This window comes from Rhodoferax sp. GW821-FHT09E07, assembly GCF_059416145.1.
The window spans coordinates 159788-175596 of record NZ_JBWKOP010000005.1; the positions used below are offsets into that span (position 1 = coordinate 159788).

Annotated in this window: 14 protein-coding genes; all 14 read left to right on the forward strand. The window is 53.7% G+C overall.

Annotated elements, in window-relative coordinates; translation table 11 throughout:
- Nucleotides 1-6 precede the first annotated feature (6 nt).
- The 14 genes from AC07OE_RS11235 (at nucleotide 7) to AC07OE_RS11300 (ending at nucleotide 15800) form a co-directional block, all read left to right on the forward strand.
- Nucleotides 7-1065 carry a zinc-binding dehydrogenase gene (locus AC07OE_RS11235; protein WP_495070649.1) on the forward strand — a complete coding sequence of 353 codons (1059 nt, stop codon included), beginning with the start codon at nucleotides 7-9 and terminating at the stop codon, nucleotides 1063-1065.
- 64 nt (nucleotides 1066-1129) lie between these two features.
- Complete coding sequence (locus tag AC07OE_RS11240) at nucleotides 1130-2341, forward strand: methyltransferase domain-containing protein (RefSeq protein ID WP_495070650.1); 1212 nt, start codon at nucleotides 1130-1132, stop codon at nucleotides 2339-2341.
- A gap of 15 nt (nucleotides 2342-2356) precedes the next feature.
- A complete protein-coding gene (locus AC07OE_RS11245) occupies nucleotides 2357-2884 on the forward strand; it encodes a WbuC family cupin fold metalloprotein (RefSeq protein ID WP_495070651.1) in 528 nt (175 codons plus the stop codon).
- Nucleotides 2881-3618 carry an SDR family NAD(P)-dependent oxidoreductase gene (locus AC07OE_RS11250; RefSeq protein WP_495070652.1) on the forward strand — a complete coding sequence of 246 codons (738 nt, stop codon included), beginning with the start codon at nucleotides 2881-2883 and terminating at the stop codon, nucleotides 3616-3618. Before AC07OE_RS11245 ends, AC07OE_RS11250 begins: the two co-directional genes overlap by 4 nt.
- A gap of 39 nt (nucleotides 3619-3657) precedes the next feature.
- Nucleotides 3658-4905, forward strand: a complete 1248-nt coding sequence (locus tag AC07OE_RS11255; protein ID WP_495070653.1) for a methyltransferase domain-containing protein — start codon at nucleotides 3658-3660, stop codon at nucleotides 4903-4905.
- Nucleotides 4906-4909: 4 nt separating this feature from the next.
- A complete protein-coding gene (locus tag AC07OE_RS11260; protein ID WP_495070654.1) occupies nucleotides 4910-6868 on the forward strand; it encodes an acyltransferase family protein in 1959 nt (652 codons plus the stop codon).
- A 31-nt stretch (nucleotides 6869-6899) separates the two neighbouring features.
- Nucleotides 6900-8327: a PfkB family carbohydrate kinase gene (locus AC07OE_RS11265; protein WP_495070655.1), complete on the forward strand. Its 1428-nt coding sequence runs from the start codon at nucleotides 6900-6902 to the stop codon at nucleotides 8325-8327.
- The gene (locus AC07OE_RS11270) at nucleotides 8327-9079 is read left to right on the forward strand and encodes a nucleotidyltransferase family protein (RefSeq protein WP_495070656.1); all 753 of its coding nucleotides are present in this window, start codon (nucleotides 8327-8329) and stop codon (nucleotides 9077-9079) included. Before AC07OE_RS11265 ends, AC07OE_RS11270 begins: the two co-directional genes overlap by 1 nt.
- Entirely contained in the window at nucleotides 9072-10463 is a 1392-nt protein-coding gene (locus AC07OE_RS11275) for a polysaccharide biosynthesis protein (protein WP_495070657.1), read from the forward strand. The genes AC07OE_RS11270 and AC07OE_RS11275 overlap by 8 nt, the downstream gene beginning before the upstream one ends.
- A gap of 275 nt (nucleotides 10464-10738) precedes the next feature.
- Nucleotides 10739-11674 carry a hypothetical protein gene (locus AC07OE_RS11280; RefSeq protein ID WP_495070658.1) on the forward strand — a complete coding sequence of 312 codons (936 nt, stop codon included), beginning with the start codon at nucleotides 10739-10741 and terminating at the stop codon, nucleotides 11672-11674.
- 44 nt (nucleotides 11675-11718) lie between these two features.
- A complete protein-coding gene (locus tag AC07OE_RS11285; RefSeq protein WP_495070659.1) occupies nucleotides 11719-12789 on the forward strand; it encodes an SGNH/GDSL hydrolase family protein in 1071 nt (356 codons plus the stop codon).
- On the forward strand, nucleotides 12786-14615 hold the full coding sequence (locus AC07OE_RS11290) for a carbamoyltransferase family protein (protein WP_495070660.1): 1830 nt from the start codon (nucleotides 12786-12788) through the stop codon (nucleotides 14613-14615). Before AC07OE_RS11285 ends, AC07OE_RS11290 begins: the two co-directional genes overlap by 4 nt.
- Nucleotides 14608-14910 (forward strand): hypothetical protein, encoded by a 303-nt coding sequence (locus AC07OE_RS11295; protein ID WP_495070661.1) that lies wholly within the window; start codon nucleotides 14608-14610, stop codon nucleotides 14908-14910. The genes AC07OE_RS11290 and AC07OE_RS11295 overlap by 8 nt, the downstream gene beginning before the upstream one ends.
- A gap of 14 nt (nucleotides 14911-14924) precedes the next feature.
- Nucleotides 14925-15800 (forward strand): polysaccharide deacetylase family protein, encoded by an 876-nt coding sequence (locus AC07OE_RS11300; RefSeq protein ID WP_495070662.1) that lies wholly within the window; start codon nucleotides 14925-14927, stop codon nucleotides 15798-15800.
- Nucleotides 15801-15809 lie beyond the last annotated feature (9 nt).

Genomic DNA, 15809 nt, shown 5'->3' on the forward strand with positions numbered 1-15809 from the left:
TAACCCATGGCCATCCCCAAAACCATGAAAGCGGCCATTCTGGTCGAGCAGCGCAAACCCCTGGTGATTGACGAAGTGCAGCTGCCACAGACGCTGGAAGTCGGCCAGGTGCTGGTCAAGGTGCATTTCAGCGGAATCTGTGGCTCGCAGCTGGGTGAAATTGACGGCGCCAAAGGCGAAGATAAGTTCCTGCCCCACCTGCTGGGCCACGAAGCTTCAGGCGCAGTGGAAGCCATCGGCCCGGGTGTGAAGCACGTGAAACCCGGCGATGCCGTAGTCATGCACTGGCGCAAAGGTCTGGGCATTGAGGGGGTGCCGCCAAACTACCAGTGGCGAGGCCAGAAGCTCAATGCAGGCTGGATTGCCACTTTCAATGAATACGCCATCGTGGCCGAAAACCGCGTGACCGCCATTCCCCAGGGCAGCAACATGGAAGTCGCGGCATTGTTTGGCTGTGCCGTGACCACCGGCTTTGGCGTCATTGAAAACAATGCCCAAGTGCGCATAGGGCAATCGGTTGTGGTGTTTGGCGCTGGTGGTGTCGGTCTAAACATAGTGCAGGCAGCCAACCTAGTGGGTGCCTATCCGGTGATTGCGGTAGACCTGTTTGACAGCCGCCTCACGCTGGCCAAAGGTCTGGGTGCCACCCACCTCATCAACTCCAACGCGCAAGATGCCAAAGCCGAGATTGAAAAAATCATCGGCGTAAATAACCTGGACCATTTCATTGACAACACCGGCCAGCCAGACCTCATCGAAATGGGTTACCAAATGACTAAGCCCCAAGGTAAAGTTACGCTGGTAGGCGTGCCACGCAAGGGCAACAACATCAACATCTACTCGTTGCCGCTGCACTTTGGCAAGCGCATGGCGGGTTCGCAGGGCGGCGAGGCCGTGCCGCACGAGGACATTCCCCGTTACCACAACCTGTTCAATGCCGGGCGCATCAAACTCTCTGAACTTATCACGGAAAAAGTGACGCTGGAAGGCATCAACGATGCCATCGCCAATATGCGTTCCGGGCAGATGAGCGGGCGTTGCCTGGTAGATATGCGAACGCCGTGAAGCACCAGTGCGCTTTCTGATGAACCGTATGCTTGAAGTGTCTGATTAACGCAATCCGATTCATATGACCCAATGTCTGCTATGTGGTGAGTTGCTGCTGGCGTCATCCACTTTGGCATTGGGCCCCCTGGTCGCGTGCAATCAGTTTGAAATGCATGCCCCCCGGCATGCGCAGGCGCATGCACTGAGCATTGCCGAATGCGCGGCTTGTAATCTCGTTCAATTGTCTGAGTATGCGGCTCTGAAATATGTCCGCCCTCGCCTACCGTGGATTCGATATAACGAGCCGTCGGCGCATCTGGATTCAGCCGTAGAGCAACTAAATGCCATTCTTCCTGCTGCACCGGGACGATTGGCAATGGGTGTGGGGCCTTTTGATGGGCCCTTGCTGGAGCGCATGGCCAAATGCGGTTTCAGTCGAATGCAGCTGGACCTCTCCTCGAGTCTGCTCCGGGAACCTGATGAGTACCCTTACCTAGAAAGTATTCAGGCCGTATTGCTGCCCGATACGTTGGCCGAACTGGCCGCCGAGCAGGGGACTGCCCAATTCGTATCCTGTCGGTATTTGCTGGAGCATAGTCATGATCCGGTCGCTTGCCTGCAAGGCTTGGGGCAGTTATTGGGTACAGGCGGGTCGCTCCTTGTCGAAGTCCCGGACAGTAGTAAGTTCCTGAGTCGCATGGACTACAGTTTCATCTGGGAAGAACACATTTGTTATTTCACAGAGCGAACATTGCGGGCTTGCGTGCAGAAGGCGGGTTACGAAATAGTCCATTTCACCCGTTTCCCGGGGGTACTTGAAGATGCGCTGGTCTGTGTGCTGCGAGTTGCAAGTCCGTCGTCCAGGCAAACAGAATCAGTCGGTCCGGACCGAGAAAGTCAGGATACTTTTGCCCGATACAAAACCGGTTTTGATGATGCAAGGCAAAAATATCACAGTACCCTGCAGGCCATTACCGCGAAAGGCCAAAGAGTGGCCATTTTCGGCGCGGGGCACCAGAGCATTATGTTCGTCAATGCACTTGGACTGGCGCAACACATCGCGTATGCCATCGACGATGCGCCAGAGAAAATAGGGCATCTGCTTCCCGGAACCACGATGCCGATTGTTCCTTCAAGTGAACTGGACCGTGATCCCTCCATCGGCATCTGCCTGCTGGGTGTCGGTCCGAACATAGAGCAGAAAATCAGAAGCAAGTGCGCAGGTTTCCTGAACCGAGGCGGCCGCATGTACTCCATCTTTCCCGGAGCCGGAAGCACGACCATCGTCGATTGAAGGGTATGAAATAACGTGAATCTGATCAAGAAAACCGCAGACGTATACGTCGCGCTCGGCCCAATCGCATCAATTGGCCAGGCCGAGATTGAATACCTGCGCAGTGAACTGGTAGGCAATGCCAAAGGGCGGGTGCGTATCAACCTGCATCCCGACAGTGCCGATACCCTGCACGAGATGTTCATTGCCATCCGGTCAGACTCCTACATTCGGCCGCACAAGCACCCGAGTAAAAGCGAGGCATTCCACGTTGTGCACGGGGAAGTCGACATCGTCGTCTTTGAGGATGATGGCAGCATCGCGCAGATTGTGAAGCTTGCGGCACGCAGCGACACCAGTCCCTTTTACTATCGCATGTCAAAACCTTTTTTCCACACACTGATCATCAAGTCGGATGTGCTGGTCGTGCATGAAATAACTAATGGACCTTTCGTCAGGGACGGGACGACTTTCGCAGAGTTTGCACCGTCCGAGGATTCCAGCACGGAAACTATCGGCGCCTGGCAGAAAGAATTGTCCGAGCGAGTGGGGCAAGCCGTATGAGCGACAAAGGTCATGTTGTGGTCGTGGGTGGATCCAAGGGGTTGGGGCGGGAGGTCGCAAACAAATTCCACGAGCAGGGCTACAAAGTTACGGTGCTTTCACGCAACCCTCTCGTTGCCTCTGCGCATTTGAACCACGTTGCAGCGGATCTGGAGACCATGACTTCCAGCGACGCGGTGGTTCAGGATGTATTGCGCATTAGTGGAAACATCCGGTATCTGATTTTTTGCCAGCGCTATCGGGGGGGCGGCGATCCATGGCAGGGTGAAATACAAGTCTCACTGACCGCAACCCGCTTGCTTATCAATGGCTTTGCCGACCATTTCAGCCAGGATGGGGACCGTGCAATCGGGGTGGTGAGCTCTGTTTACGCTGAATTTGTCGGCGGTTCGCAGCCCGAAAGTTACCATGTGGCTAAGGCCGGACTGAATCAATTGGTAAAATACAATGCTTGGGTGATGGGGCGCAAAGGTATTCGCATAAATGCAATCATGCCCCTGACCTATCTCAAAGCAGAATCCCGGGATTACTACTTGGCCAACGAAGCCCTGATGCGTCTGTATCAGCAATTTGTGCCGATGGGAACTATCGGGCGCGCAGAAGACTCAGCCAATCTGCTTGAATTTTTATGCAGCGAAAAAGCATCGTTCATCAATGGCCAGGCAATTTTTGTGGACGGGGGCGTCTCAGTTATCTGGCCGGAAGAACTGGCCAGATCAATGACCGGCCTTTGATGTTGACCACACAACAGCGCACCTTGCCTGGAGCAGAATTTGAAACACTATAAACACCGTAACGACTGCCGGCTTTGTGGCTCGACCCGATTCGAATTGGTATTGCCCATTCTTCCGTCCGCGATTGGCGATGCGTTCGTGGCAAAGGAACAGCTTGACGAGGTGCAGGAACTGTTCCCACTGGACACCTATCTTTGCATCGAGTGCGGACACTTGCAAAATTTGGATGTGGTTGATCCGGAAATATTGTTCCGGAATTACACATACCGCACCTCCGCCTCCATGGGGCTGGTTGAGCATTTCAGACAATATGCGCAAGCAGTGGTTTCTGAACTGCAAATACCGCCCGCTTCGCTGGTCGTCGAGATTGGCAGCAACGATGGTTCGCTGCTCAAGGCTTACAAGGCACATGGACTGCGTGTCATTGGTGTGGATCCTGCAAAAAACATCGCAGCCACAGCGACCGCCGAGGGTGTTAAAACCTTGCCGGAGTTCTTCGGTTACGCAATCGCCCAGCAAATCCTGGCTGAAAATGGTCCCGCCATGCTTATGTGCGCAAACAATGTGTTTGCGCATGCAGACAACATTGCAGACATTGTCAAAGGGATCAGGAGTCTGCTGGCGCCCGATGGCGTGTTTGTTTTCGAGGTGTCCTATGTTCCTGACATCATCGATAATTTCGTGTTCGACACCATTTATCACGAACACGTTTCGCATCACGCCCTGATTCCGCTGGAGCGATTCTTCAACAGCCTTGACATGACGCTGTTTGATGTTGAACGCGTGGCGACCAAGGGCGGCTCCATCCGCGGGTTTGCGCAACCCATGTCCACGGGTAAGCGCGCCAAGACGCAACCCTATTTGCAAATGCTTGCGGAAGAAGACCGCCGGGGCATTGCGCATCCGGAAATCTACCGCGACTTCTACCTGGCCATCGAGAAGCGCAAGCAAGCTGTTCTGGAGTATGTGGATAACGCAATAGCTCGGGGCAAGACGGTTGTGGCCTATGGCGCGTCAACAACGACAACCACGCTGCTATACCACTTTGAACTCCAGACCCGAATGAAATTCATCGTGGATGACAATCCGCTCAAATTCAGAATGTACAGCCCCGGTGCCCATATTCCTGTGCACTCTTCCGATCAACTTTATGCTGAGCCGCAACCTGATATTGTCGTAATACTTGCATGGCAATACTCTGATGCCATCATGAAGAAGCACGCCCGCTTTACTGATGCTGGTGGAAAATTCCTGATCCCTCTTCCTGATATGGCCATAAAGCCTTGAGCGGATGTCAAGTAGTTCCAGCTTGGTTCACCGCCCTGACATAGATGGCCTAAGGGCAATTGCGGTGCTTGCAGTTGTGGCTTTTCACGCCACAAAGCGCATATCGGGCGGTTTTGTCGGAGTCGACGTTTTTTTTGTCATTTCCGGCTTTCTGATTTCCGGCATCATTATCAATGGATTGGAGCGCGGCAGCTTCAGTTTGGCTGATTTTTACGTGCGCCGAATCCGGCGTATTTTTCCCGCGCTGGTGCTGGTGCTGGCCAGTAGCTGGATGTTCGGCTGGATGTTGCTTGAGCCGCAGGCATATACATTGCTGGGGCAGCACATGGTCGCGGGCGCCGCGTTTGTCTCCAATATCATGTTGTGGAGTGAGTCGGGATATTTTGATGCAGCTGCCGCATTCAAACCGCTATTGCATCTGTGGTCATTGGGCATCGAGGAGCAGTTTTACCTGGTGTGGCCCTTGCTGCTGATATTCGCGACATCGCGAAAATGGCGTGCGCTGTTCCCGATCTGTATCCTGCTTGCCATATCTTTTTTGACTAATGTTTCAGGAGTGCGAAGCAATCCGGTAGGCACGTTTTACCTGCCATTTAGTCGGTTCTGGGAATTGCTCGTCGGCGGATTGTTGGCCTATCTTCATTTGCACCATCATGATGAGTTAGAGGACAAGCTTTCATCTGTGCTTGGCCAGATCGGCAAGTTCGCCATCACCATGCGGTCAGTAGCGTCGGTATCAGGCCTCGCAATGGTCGCGGTGAGTATTTATGCCATTGATGAGGCCAGCAGCTTCCCGGGCTGGTGGGCATTGCTGCCGACCACAGGGGCATTGCTGTTGATTGCCGCAGGTAGCAGCGGTGTCGTCAACAGGACGCTACTGGCAAATAAATGGATGGTCTCCGTTGGCCTGATCAGTTACCCACTGTACCTGTGGCACTGGCCATTGCTGACGTTTGGTCGCATGACTTCGGTCGGTATGGATCACCCCAGGCTGACAACGCTCGGCATGGTCGCTCTGGCCTTTGTATTGAGCGTACTGACATATCGATTTGTTGAAAAGCCATTTCGATATGGTTCTCGATGGCAAGCCAAAGCGATCGCCAAGTGCCTGTTAGGCGCGATGGTATTGTCAGCTGCGCTAGGCGTGTTGACGTATTCCCAGAACGGCTGGGTCAGCCGCTACCCGCAAGCGGTCAGGCCATTTCTGGATTACCAATTTGACTACCGCGAAAGCTTCCGCAACCACCGCTGCCTGTTGGCCGGCATTGAACAGGATTTCGCGGCCGAATGTGCACAGGTGAAGGCGGGGGTGCCGATGATGCTGATTTGGGGCGATTCGCACGGGGCTATGTTGTATCGCGCTCTGGACGATGAGGCACAAGGCAAAGGCATATCCGTCGCGCAATTCACATCCAGCTCATGCCCGCCAATCCTGGATTTTGACAAGAAAGATAGGCCTCTTTGCCGTACCATCAATGATGATGTTTTCAGGCGCATTGCCGCGCTCCGGCCGGCAACCGTGGTGCTGGCGCATGATTGGCCGCAGTCCGTGCCGGAAAATTCAATTGCAAAATTGCCGCAAACGATACAAAAATTACACGCTGCAGGGGTGCAGCGGATTGTGCTGGTGGGGCCGGTGCCGCATTGGGGTAAGGCATTGCATCTGGAAGTGGTTGACTTCATGCGTTCGCATGAAACCAGCGCCCCGCCTGAACGCCTAGTTCCTGCGCTACTGAAACCAATCGAGTCACTGGATTGGGAGTTGAATTTGATTGCCCGTAACCTCAAGCTTGACTATGTCTCTGCATTTCAAACTTTTTGTGACAAGACCGGCTGCCTGGCAACTCTGAATTCAGACCGAACGACAGATCTCACGGCATTCGACGATGCACACCTCACATCTGCGGCGGCACGGTTTCTGGTTAATAGGAATGAAAAAATCTTTCTTGGGTTTGCGGACTAAAGCGAATCCATCAGCGTAAGGACGATTGCGAATGCGTACTGTTTTTGTATCAGGGCACTTTAACGTGCTGCACCCAGGGCATCTTCGCCTGCTACGTTTCGCAAAAGAGTACGGCGGTCGCCTAATCGTCGCGGTAGAAAGCGACCGTATTGCAGGTAGTGCTGCTCATGTGCCGGAGCAACTCCGTCTGGAAGGGGTTCAAAGTAACAGCTGGGTGGACGATGCATTCATCGTGGATGAGCCCGTGGCAGTGGTGATCGAGCGGCTGCGCCCCGACTTTGTGGTCAAGGGCAAAGAGCACGAGTCTCTGTTTAACCCGGAATCCGAAACGTTGGCGCAATATGGCGGCAAGCTGTTGTTCAGTTCGGGCGAGACGGTGTTTTCATCGCTGGACTTGATCCGCAAGGAATTTCGGGAATTTGATTCGCGCTCTATCTCCCTACCTCAGGATTTTCTTGCGCGTCATAGTATAGAGCGCGCTCGGCTGGCCAGTTTGGTGCAGCAGTTTGCCAAGCTTCGCGTATGTGTTGTCGGTGACCTCATTGTTGATGAATACATAACCTGCCAGCCCTTGGGGATGTCCCAGGAGGATCCTACCATCGTCGTTACGCCCATCGACTCGACTCGCTTTATAGGTGGCGCGGGCATAGTTGCAGCGCACGCGGCAGGGCTGGGCGCGTCGGTGCGATTCATATCCGTGACAGGCGCTGATGCAGCAAGAGACTTTGCCGTCAAGGGGCTGGCCAATGCCGGCGTGCAATCGCACCTAGTGCTTGATGACAGCCGGCCCACCACCCTGAAGCAGCGCTATCGTTGCAAGGGCAAAAGCCTGCTGCGCGTGAGTCATTTGCACCAGGGTGCCATATCGGTGGCGCATCAAGCACAAATCCTATCGGAGATCGATCAAGTGCTTGACACGATGGATTTACTGGTTTTTTCCGACTTCAACTACGGCTGTCTTCCGCAGCCCCTGGTTGAGAAGATTATCCAGAGTGCTAAGCGACATGGCGTGTTGCTGGCAGCCGATAGCCAGTCGTCGTCCCAGGTGGGTGATATCAGCCGTTTCAAGGGGATGGATCTACTCACTCCGACCGAGCGCGAAGCGCGCATCAGTGCCCGCAATCATGAGGACGGGCTGGTTGTCTTAGCTGAAACTCTCAGGCACCAGTCAGCGGCGCACAATATATTGCTCAAGCTCGGCGAAGAGGGCCTCCTGATCCATGCGGGCAACGGGCATACCAGTGACTGGCTGACGGATAGGGTCGGTGCGCTGAACACGGCGCCCAAGGACGTTGCCGGCGCTGGTGACTCTTTGTTGATCACGAGCGCATTGGCGCTGGCCAGCGGTGGCAATATTTGGGAGTCTGCCTGTCTGGGCTCGCTGGCGGCTGCGGTCCAGGTCGGGCGTGTGGGCAACACGCCTATCCAGTCCAGTGAATTGCTGCAGGAGCTTGTTTGATGCGTGCCCTCCTGCTGGCCGCCGGTCTGGGCACGCGACTGCGCCCATTGACGGACAAAGTGCCCAAGTGCCTAGTTGAGATCAACGGACGGAAGCTCATTGACCACTGGGTTGAGCTTTTGAGTAATGCCGGCATCAAGGACATTCTCATAAATCTGCATTATTTGTCGGAGAAAGTACAAACCTATGTTTCGGGCTGCTCCTATCCTGTCCACATCACCACGGTCATGGAGGAGCGGCTTTTGCTCACGGCTGGTACCGTCCTGAAAAACAGGGCTTTCTTCAAGCAAGACCCGGTTATGCTGATTCATGCAGACAACTTGTCCCTGTTTGATGTGAGTGCGTTCACGGACCGGTTTTACAAACGGGCCAGCAACATCGATATCACCATGATGACCTTTCACACCGATATACCGCAGACCTGTGGCATTGTGGAGCTGGATGGACAGGGTTCGGTCATCGCGTTCCACGAAAAGGTCAAAGAGCCGCCCGGCAACTTAGCCAATGCCGCTGTCTATATTCTGGCGCCTACCGTCATTGATTTCATGGCCAGCTTAGGTAAAGAGGTGATCGATTTCAGTACGGAAGTGCTTCCGCATTTCATGGGGCGCATCAATACCTTTCACAACAATGTATACCACCGTGACATTGGCAATCTGGAGAGCCTGATGCTTGCACAGACAGAATACCCACTTGCAGTGGCTCGGTGGAAGTCGGATAGCCTTTGCATTGTTTCTGATCGGCATGTTTGAATTGAACCAACTCAGGGTTAGGGTCTTTCGATTTTTGGGCATAGATCGCGCAGTATTCTTTGCGATCTCCGGAAAGATCTGGACCATGGTTGCCGGGTTGATGACGACCCTGCTGATCGCAGCCTTTTTTCCTCCAGAGCTTCAGGGGTATTACTACACATTTTTCTCAGTTCAGGCAATGCAAGTATTTGCAGAACTTGGATTGGGTACGGTTATCAGTGCCTACGCCAGCCATGAATGGGCAAAACTGGCTCTCGACGCACAGGGACGGCTGACAGGTGATCCAGATGCGTTATCCAGACTTGTAAGTCTAGGTCGGTTTGCACTGCGCTGGTATCTTGCCGCCGGGGCGGCTGCGGCAATTTTCCTGGTCATGGGAGGTTTTGTTTTTTTTGGCTCAACCGGATGGGAACATGTGGCGGTCTGGGGCTGGCCGTGGGCAGTGCTATGCCTTGTGACGGGAGTTAACCTGTGTTTCATGCCGGTGTGGGCGCTGCTGGAGGGTTGCAACCAGGTTTCGAATGTCTATCGGTACAGGCTGATTCAGTCCATCGCATCGAGTACCGTAGCTTGGTGCGGTATCTATTTCGGGTGTGGGCTGTGGGTGACTTCCATTACGGGTATTGCTGCCTTGATTGCAATGGTGGTGATGATCGGGAGCAGATACAGAGGTTTTATCAAGGTAATCATGTTTGGCCATCCAGCGGGCCCGCGTTTGAACTGGCGCGATGACATATTGCCAATGCAGTGGCGGGTTTCACTGAGCTGGCTCAGCGGCTATTTTACTTTTTCGCTGTTTACGCCGGTTCTGTTTCATTATCAGGGTGCGATCGTTGCTGGACAAATGGGGATGACCTGGGCGTTCATTGCAGCGTTGACGTCGGTAGCTTCGAGCTGGATTGCTCCCAAGGCACCGTCCTTCGGCATGCTGATTGCGCAGAATAAATATGCCGAACTGGACAGAGTGTTCTGGCGGCTGACCGCGGTCGTTGTTGCAGTGACATCTGCTGGAGCTCTTGGCATCTGGACCTTGGTCTACGCCTTGGGTGCCCTCCATCATCCAATGGCGACACGTTTGTTGTCGCCATCTACAACGGCCTGTTTGCTGGTCGCCACAATAATCTTGGTGGCCTCATTGCCCATGTCAACCTATTTGCGCGCGCACAAAAAAGAACCACTACTGGGAATATCCATCGCCGGTGGCGCGCTGACCGGGTTTGTTGTGATCATCGCTGGGAAATATTACTCAGTGGAGGGCGTGGCGCTAGGGTATCTTGGGGTCATGGCTGTCGTGACGCCGTTTGTCGGGCTGGTCTGGCAGCGGTGTCGGGTGGAATGGCACGTTCATCCCCTGACAAATGAGGACATAGCTGAACTAGCATGAATTCTGAAAATAATGACGGGCGTTCCTATTTCGCGGTCCTTGTCCACAGGGGACGGGACAAGATACGATCATTTCTCCGCCCCGTATACCGGCCGGTGCGTCGTTTATTGCGATTCACCACCTGGGCTTTTTCTGCTCTGGGAAATTTGCTTCTAGATGGCGCATCCCAGGATCGCCGAATATTGGCAATTTACGATACATCGTCCCAGCCTTTCAGCGTGGGGGACCTCTTGTTATTCCAGGAAGCGTCCCTAGTGCTAGCTCAGAAGCATCAAGTGGACATCGTTGATTTCGCCATTGTGTACGATCCCGTCAACCCTGCATCTTCGGACCCCGTGTTTGCCGGCACCGTTACCGAAGACAACGTCCTCTACCACGTTGCATCACTGCTGCCGCTGGCGCAGGTCAATCAGAAGCTGGGGGCGTTCTTTGTATTCAACTCGCACAAGCACTTGCATCGCCTGATTGCCGACAATGCCGACCGTTACCATGTCTGGCCTTCCGGCTGGAGCATGGCGACGCGTGAATATCTGAGTCCCATTGTTTTCAATGATTTGCTGCTGGAGCACTACAAGGAGCACAGCTCAATTCCCCTCCTGTCTTGTCGCCCGTTTTTAAAGGATTGGACGGACAACTTTTATCGAGAAAATGCGTACCTCCAGGTTCCGGTCACCATCAATATAAGAAATAACAAAGGTTGGCATCAGCATAGGAATTCACAGCTGGACAGCTGGATCGCCTTGTTTAGGTATTGTGAAACGCGATACCCGGTCAAATTCATTGTCATTTGTGCAAGAGGAGAGATTGACGAGCGTATGCGCAATTGCTGCAATGTCATATTGGCTAAAGATCATCACACAGGTGTGGAACAAGACATGGCCCTAATTCATGGATCGGCAATGCATATGGGCGCTGGTTCTGGGCCGGCGACCATGGCTTGGTTCAGCAGCAAGCCTTATCTCATGGTCAACACCGAATACAAGCCGGGTGAGTTTTATGAGCATGCCGGCATGATTCTCCAGATCGAAGAGAATATTCAGCAGTTCTGGTTTGCTGGCCCAAATCAGCGCATCGCCAATGGCGCGGAGACTCCTGAATTATTAATACGGGAGTTTGAACTACTGTGGAAGTCGGTTGATCCTGGGTATTTGGAAAAGATCGAGGTGAACAAGCCAATTGGTGCATCGACGCTCCAGACGTGGTTGCGCTAGGACGCCGTCCCCACGCCTTTGAAAAAATCAATCTGGTATCTAACATGACTGAAAATAATCATCAAAATCGGTGCGGCAGAGAGGCTGGATCTGAGAATGGCGGGACACCTGCTGGCGGCCACGGACCGTCCCACCGCCAGCTGATGCAACACGATGCGATGTTCGGATACAGGTTCCTGCCGGGACTGAAGCTGCGTGTTGAGCATGAGGGCGGTGGCTATCTCATCAAGACCAACCAGGAAGGATTCCGCTGTAATAGCGAGGTCACACCCGAGAAATCAAAGAGCAAGCGCATTCTGGTTTTCGGTGACTCCTACACAGCGGGCGATGGAGTCAGCAATGGGAAGAGATATTCTGAGGTGCTAGAAAAAAATCTTGACGACACCGAAGTCCTGAATTTCGGTTTGAGCGGCAGTGGGACAGATCAGCAGTACCTGATTTACCAGCAATACGCGGAAAAAGTCGAACACGACATGGTGGTGATCGGCGTGCTGGTGGAAAACATTCAAAGAATCGTGCTGGAAAGCAGGGAGTGGAGTGACCGGGATGGTCAGCCATTGATAGTTCCCAAGCCATGGTACGAACTATCCGCCGCAAATGAGCTGGTACTGCGGGGCGTTCCTGTGCAGGCGCCATACAGCCTCGCAGCCGAGCAGTCGGTGGCGAGGTCGAATGCGGTTGGCCGACTCGGTGCGCTGCGCAAATTGGTGAACATGTTTGGCCCGGAATTCAAGGACTCTATCCAAAAACTGACCCGCTACCAGCCGCTGCCGGAGTACAAAACGGCGGACGGCCGGGGGTGGCGGTTGATGAGCGCCATTCTCGGGCAATGGATTGCGAAGTCCAAGGTGCCGGTAAAAATCGTGATCCTGCCGGTCTATCAATACGTTGAAAAAACGGCGAGCTATGCGGACATCCGTAAGCGTTTTGATGAGTTCGTCGAGGCAAACAATGCGACTGTTCATCACGCTGTTGACGACCTCTGGGCCTACCCGGCAAGCGTCCGGAGGACATTCAGATTCCAGACCGATTGCCACCTGACACCGCTGGCCCATGAAGTCATCGGCAAGTCGCTCGCTAATATGCTGGCTCCTGAACAGGGAAATAAAAAATGACAAGGTATGTGCTGGGCGTATCCGCCTACTATCATGATTCCGCTGCCGCCATCCTGAAGGATGGCAAGATCATCGCCGCGGCCCAAGAGGAAAGATTTACGAGGCGCAAGCATGATGCCGGCTTCCCCCGGCATGCCATCAACTATTGCCTGGAGGAGGCTGAGGTGGATGGCGTGGATTTGTCTGCCATTGCCTTTTACGATGACCCGGCACTGACTGCGGACCGGATTATCAGATCGTCGGTTGCGTTTGCGCCCGCGTCAGAGTTGCATTTTGCCAAAGCTGCAAGGTCTTTTTTCGGCGTAAAACCATATTTTAAAGAGCATCTTGAGAAGATGCTGAACTGTCAGGTTTCCATCTTTCATGCGCGGCACCACTATTCCCATGCGGCCTCTGCTTATTATCCTTCGCCCTTTGAGGAAGCCGCACTGCTGTGTGTAGACGGCGTGGGAGAATGGGCGACCACAAGCTTGGGAGTGGGAAGGGGCAATCGGATTGAACTCCTTAAAGAAATCCGATACCCGCATTCACTTGGGTTGTTGTACAGCGCAGTAACCTATTACTGCGGATTCAGGGTCAACAGTGGCGAGTACAAGCTGATGGGACTCGCGCCCTACGGAAAACCGATTTACGCCGAAAAGATAAAGAGCCATTTAATAGACGTGAAGGCAGACGGTTCATTCAGGCTGAATCTTGAATATTTTGATTTCCACCTGGGGGCAACGCTTACCAGCGAGCGCTTCCATCGGCTTTTTGACGGTGATCCACGGCTCCCGGAAACCCGCATTACGCGAAAAGAAATGGATTTGGCAGCTTCCATTCAATGCGTAACCGAGGAAATCATGCTGAAGCTTGCGAAGCATCTGCGTGCGATGACCGGCGCGCCAAATCTGTGCCTCGCCGGGGGGGTGGCGCTGAACTGCGTGGCAAATGGCAAAATCCTTCAGAAAGGTATCTTTGACAATGTCTGGATACAGCCGGCAGCCGGCGATGCCGGGGGGGCCATTGGAGCGGCATATCTGGCGGACATTGAAATGCTGGGCGGCACCCGACCGGCGCCGGAAAAAGGTGCTGACATGCAGCGAGGCAGTTTCATCGGTCCTGAGTACAAAGATGGCGAGATTGCGGCATTTCTGAAGCGAACAGGGGCAGTGCACCACAAGCTGGACGCGACTGACGGTGGTGCCAAGGAAATAGCGGCTCTTTTGGCTGAAGAAAAAATCGTAGGAATGTTTTCAGGCCGGATGGAGTTCGGCCCCAGGGCACTCGGCGGACGCTCCATACTGGGTGATCCGCGTTCGGCAGCCACACAGTCGCGCATGAACTTGAAAATCAAGTTCCGCGAATCCTTCAGGCCGTTCGCGCCCATGGTTCTCAGGGATCGGGTGTCTGACTATTTCGAGCTCGATTCAGACAGTCCCTATATGTTGATCGTAGCTCCGGTGCGGGAAGATCGTCGGCTGTATCCTGAGCCGGCCGCTGATCCCGAAGACATGCTGCAAATTGTGAATTCGGTGCGTAGCGATGTACCGGCTATCACGCATGTCGATTACAGCGCACGTGTCCAGACTGTCAGTAAGGACGTCAATTCGCGGATCCACTCGATTCTGGAATCCTTTGAGGCGCTAACCGGTTGCCCGATACTGGTAAACAGTTCCTTTAATGTTCGCGGCGAGCCCATTGTGTGCACGCCTGAGGATGCGTACAGGTGTTTTCTGCGGACGGAAATAGATGCACTGGTCCTCGGGGGGTACATTTTGTACCGGACCGAACAACCGGCCATCGTAACCGATGATTCATGGAAGAAGGAGTTTGACCTTGACTGATGCTGATTTGTTGAAATTATTCCAGTCCAAATTGGCACCGCTTCAGGCAGCGGTTGCCGCGACGATTCCGGTCCAGATCGAGGCAGACACGGCGAGCTATTTTGAAGACGTGTATGAGCCTGCATCGATTGTTCCCCAGGAGGAGACGGTTGCCGCCCTGCTTGCCATTTGGGAGCGGCATGGAATGAAAGAGCTGGCTGCCCTCGGTCCGGAACTGCGGAAGATGGCGAAAGAACTGCGCTTGAAAGATTCAACCGATCAGAACGTTTCTGATTTTGTCTATGCGATGTATTGAAGGTTGAATTGCAAATGTCTATCAAGCAGGTCGCAAAAATTGCGACGGGAAGTGTCCTGGGTTCGGCGTTGGCTTATCGTTTGACCGACCGTTGGTTTAACAGGCCCAAGATGCCTTATGTCCGCGCCTTAAACTACCATGACACGCCGGAGCAATTTGCTTCGAACTTTCGCCAGCAGCTGGAGTGGTACGCATCTGAATATGTTGACTGCAATCAAACGCAGCTGCGGGGACTTATTGCAGGCGGGGATTGGCGCAGCGAGAAGCCGGGGATATTGATCTCGTTTGATGACGGCTTGAAATCGAATTATGAAGTCGCGGCACCGTTGCTGGAAGAGTTTGGGTTTACTGGCTGGTTCATGATCCCCGTCGCTTTCCTGGATGCTGCCAGCGATGCGCAGGAACAATTTGCCATCGACCATCGGATTTCGCACCATGGATTGCATACGGGGAATCTGGCAATGTCATGGGATGATGTGCGGGACTTGGAGCGGCGCGGCCACGTAGTGACCTGCCATTCAATGAATCACAGGCGCCTCACAAAAGATCTGACGGATTCCCAATTCCATGAAGAAATCATCGAGTCGAAAAGCCAGTTGGAGTCCCGATTGGGGCATCCGGTCTCAGGCTTTACCTGGGTAGGTGGTGAAGAGTCCTCCTACAGTGCCGCTGCATTCAGATCGATCGTTCAGGCAAACTATGCCGAGGTGTTCTGCACGAATTGCGAACCCATTTCGGCGCACCACAACCCTTTGTTTCTGGATCGCTCCAATGTTGAGTCGCATTTCAGCTTGAGCCAAGTCAGGTTGGTGCTGGGTGGGCTGTACGATCGAAAGTACAGTGCCAAGCGGGAACGGGTTTTTAACTTGCTCACACTTTCGGAAGCTTAATTTAAATAG

Coding starts and splice junctions, on each gene's coding strand:
- AC07OE_RS11285 (WP_495070659.1), top strand. CDS start 11,719: ATGACTGAAAATAATCATCAAAATCGGTGCGGCAGAGAGGCTGGATCT.
- AC07OE_RS11250 (WP_495070652.1), top strand. CDS start 2,881: ATGAGCGACAAAGGTCATGTTGTGGTCGTGGGTGGATCCAAGGGGTTG.
- AC07OE_RS11240 (WP_495070650.1), top strand. CDS start 1,130: ATGACCCAATGTCTGCTATGTGGTGAGTTGCTGCTGGCGTCATCCACT.
- AC07OE_RS11235 (WP_495070649.1), top strand. CDS start 7: ATGGCCATCCCCAAAACCATGAAAGCGGCCATTCTGGTCGAGCAGCGC.
- AC07OE_RS11275 (WP_495070657.1), top strand. CDS start 9,072: ATGTTTGAATTGAACCAACTCAGGGTTAGGGTCTTTCGATTTTTGGGC.
- AC07OE_RS11270 (WP_495070656.1), top strand. CDS start 8,327: ATGCGTGCCCTCCTGCTGGCCGCCGGTCTGGGCACGCGACTGCGCCCA.
- AC07OE_RS11265 (WP_495070655.1), top strand. CDS start 6,900: ATGCGTACTGTTTTTGTATCAGGGCACTTTAACGTGCTGCACCCAGGG.
- AC07OE_RS11300 (WP_495070662.1), top strand. CDS start 14,925: ATGTCTATCAAGCAGGTCGCAAAAATTGCGACGGGAAGTGTCCTGGGT.
- AC07OE_RS11290 (WP_495070660.1), top strand. CDS start 12,786: ATGACAAGGTATGTGCTGGGCGTATCCGCCTACTATCATGATTCCGCT.
- AC07OE_RS11260 (WP_495070654.1), top strand. CDS start 4,910: ATGTCAAGTAGTTCCAGCTTGGTTCACCGCCCTGACATAGATGGCCTA.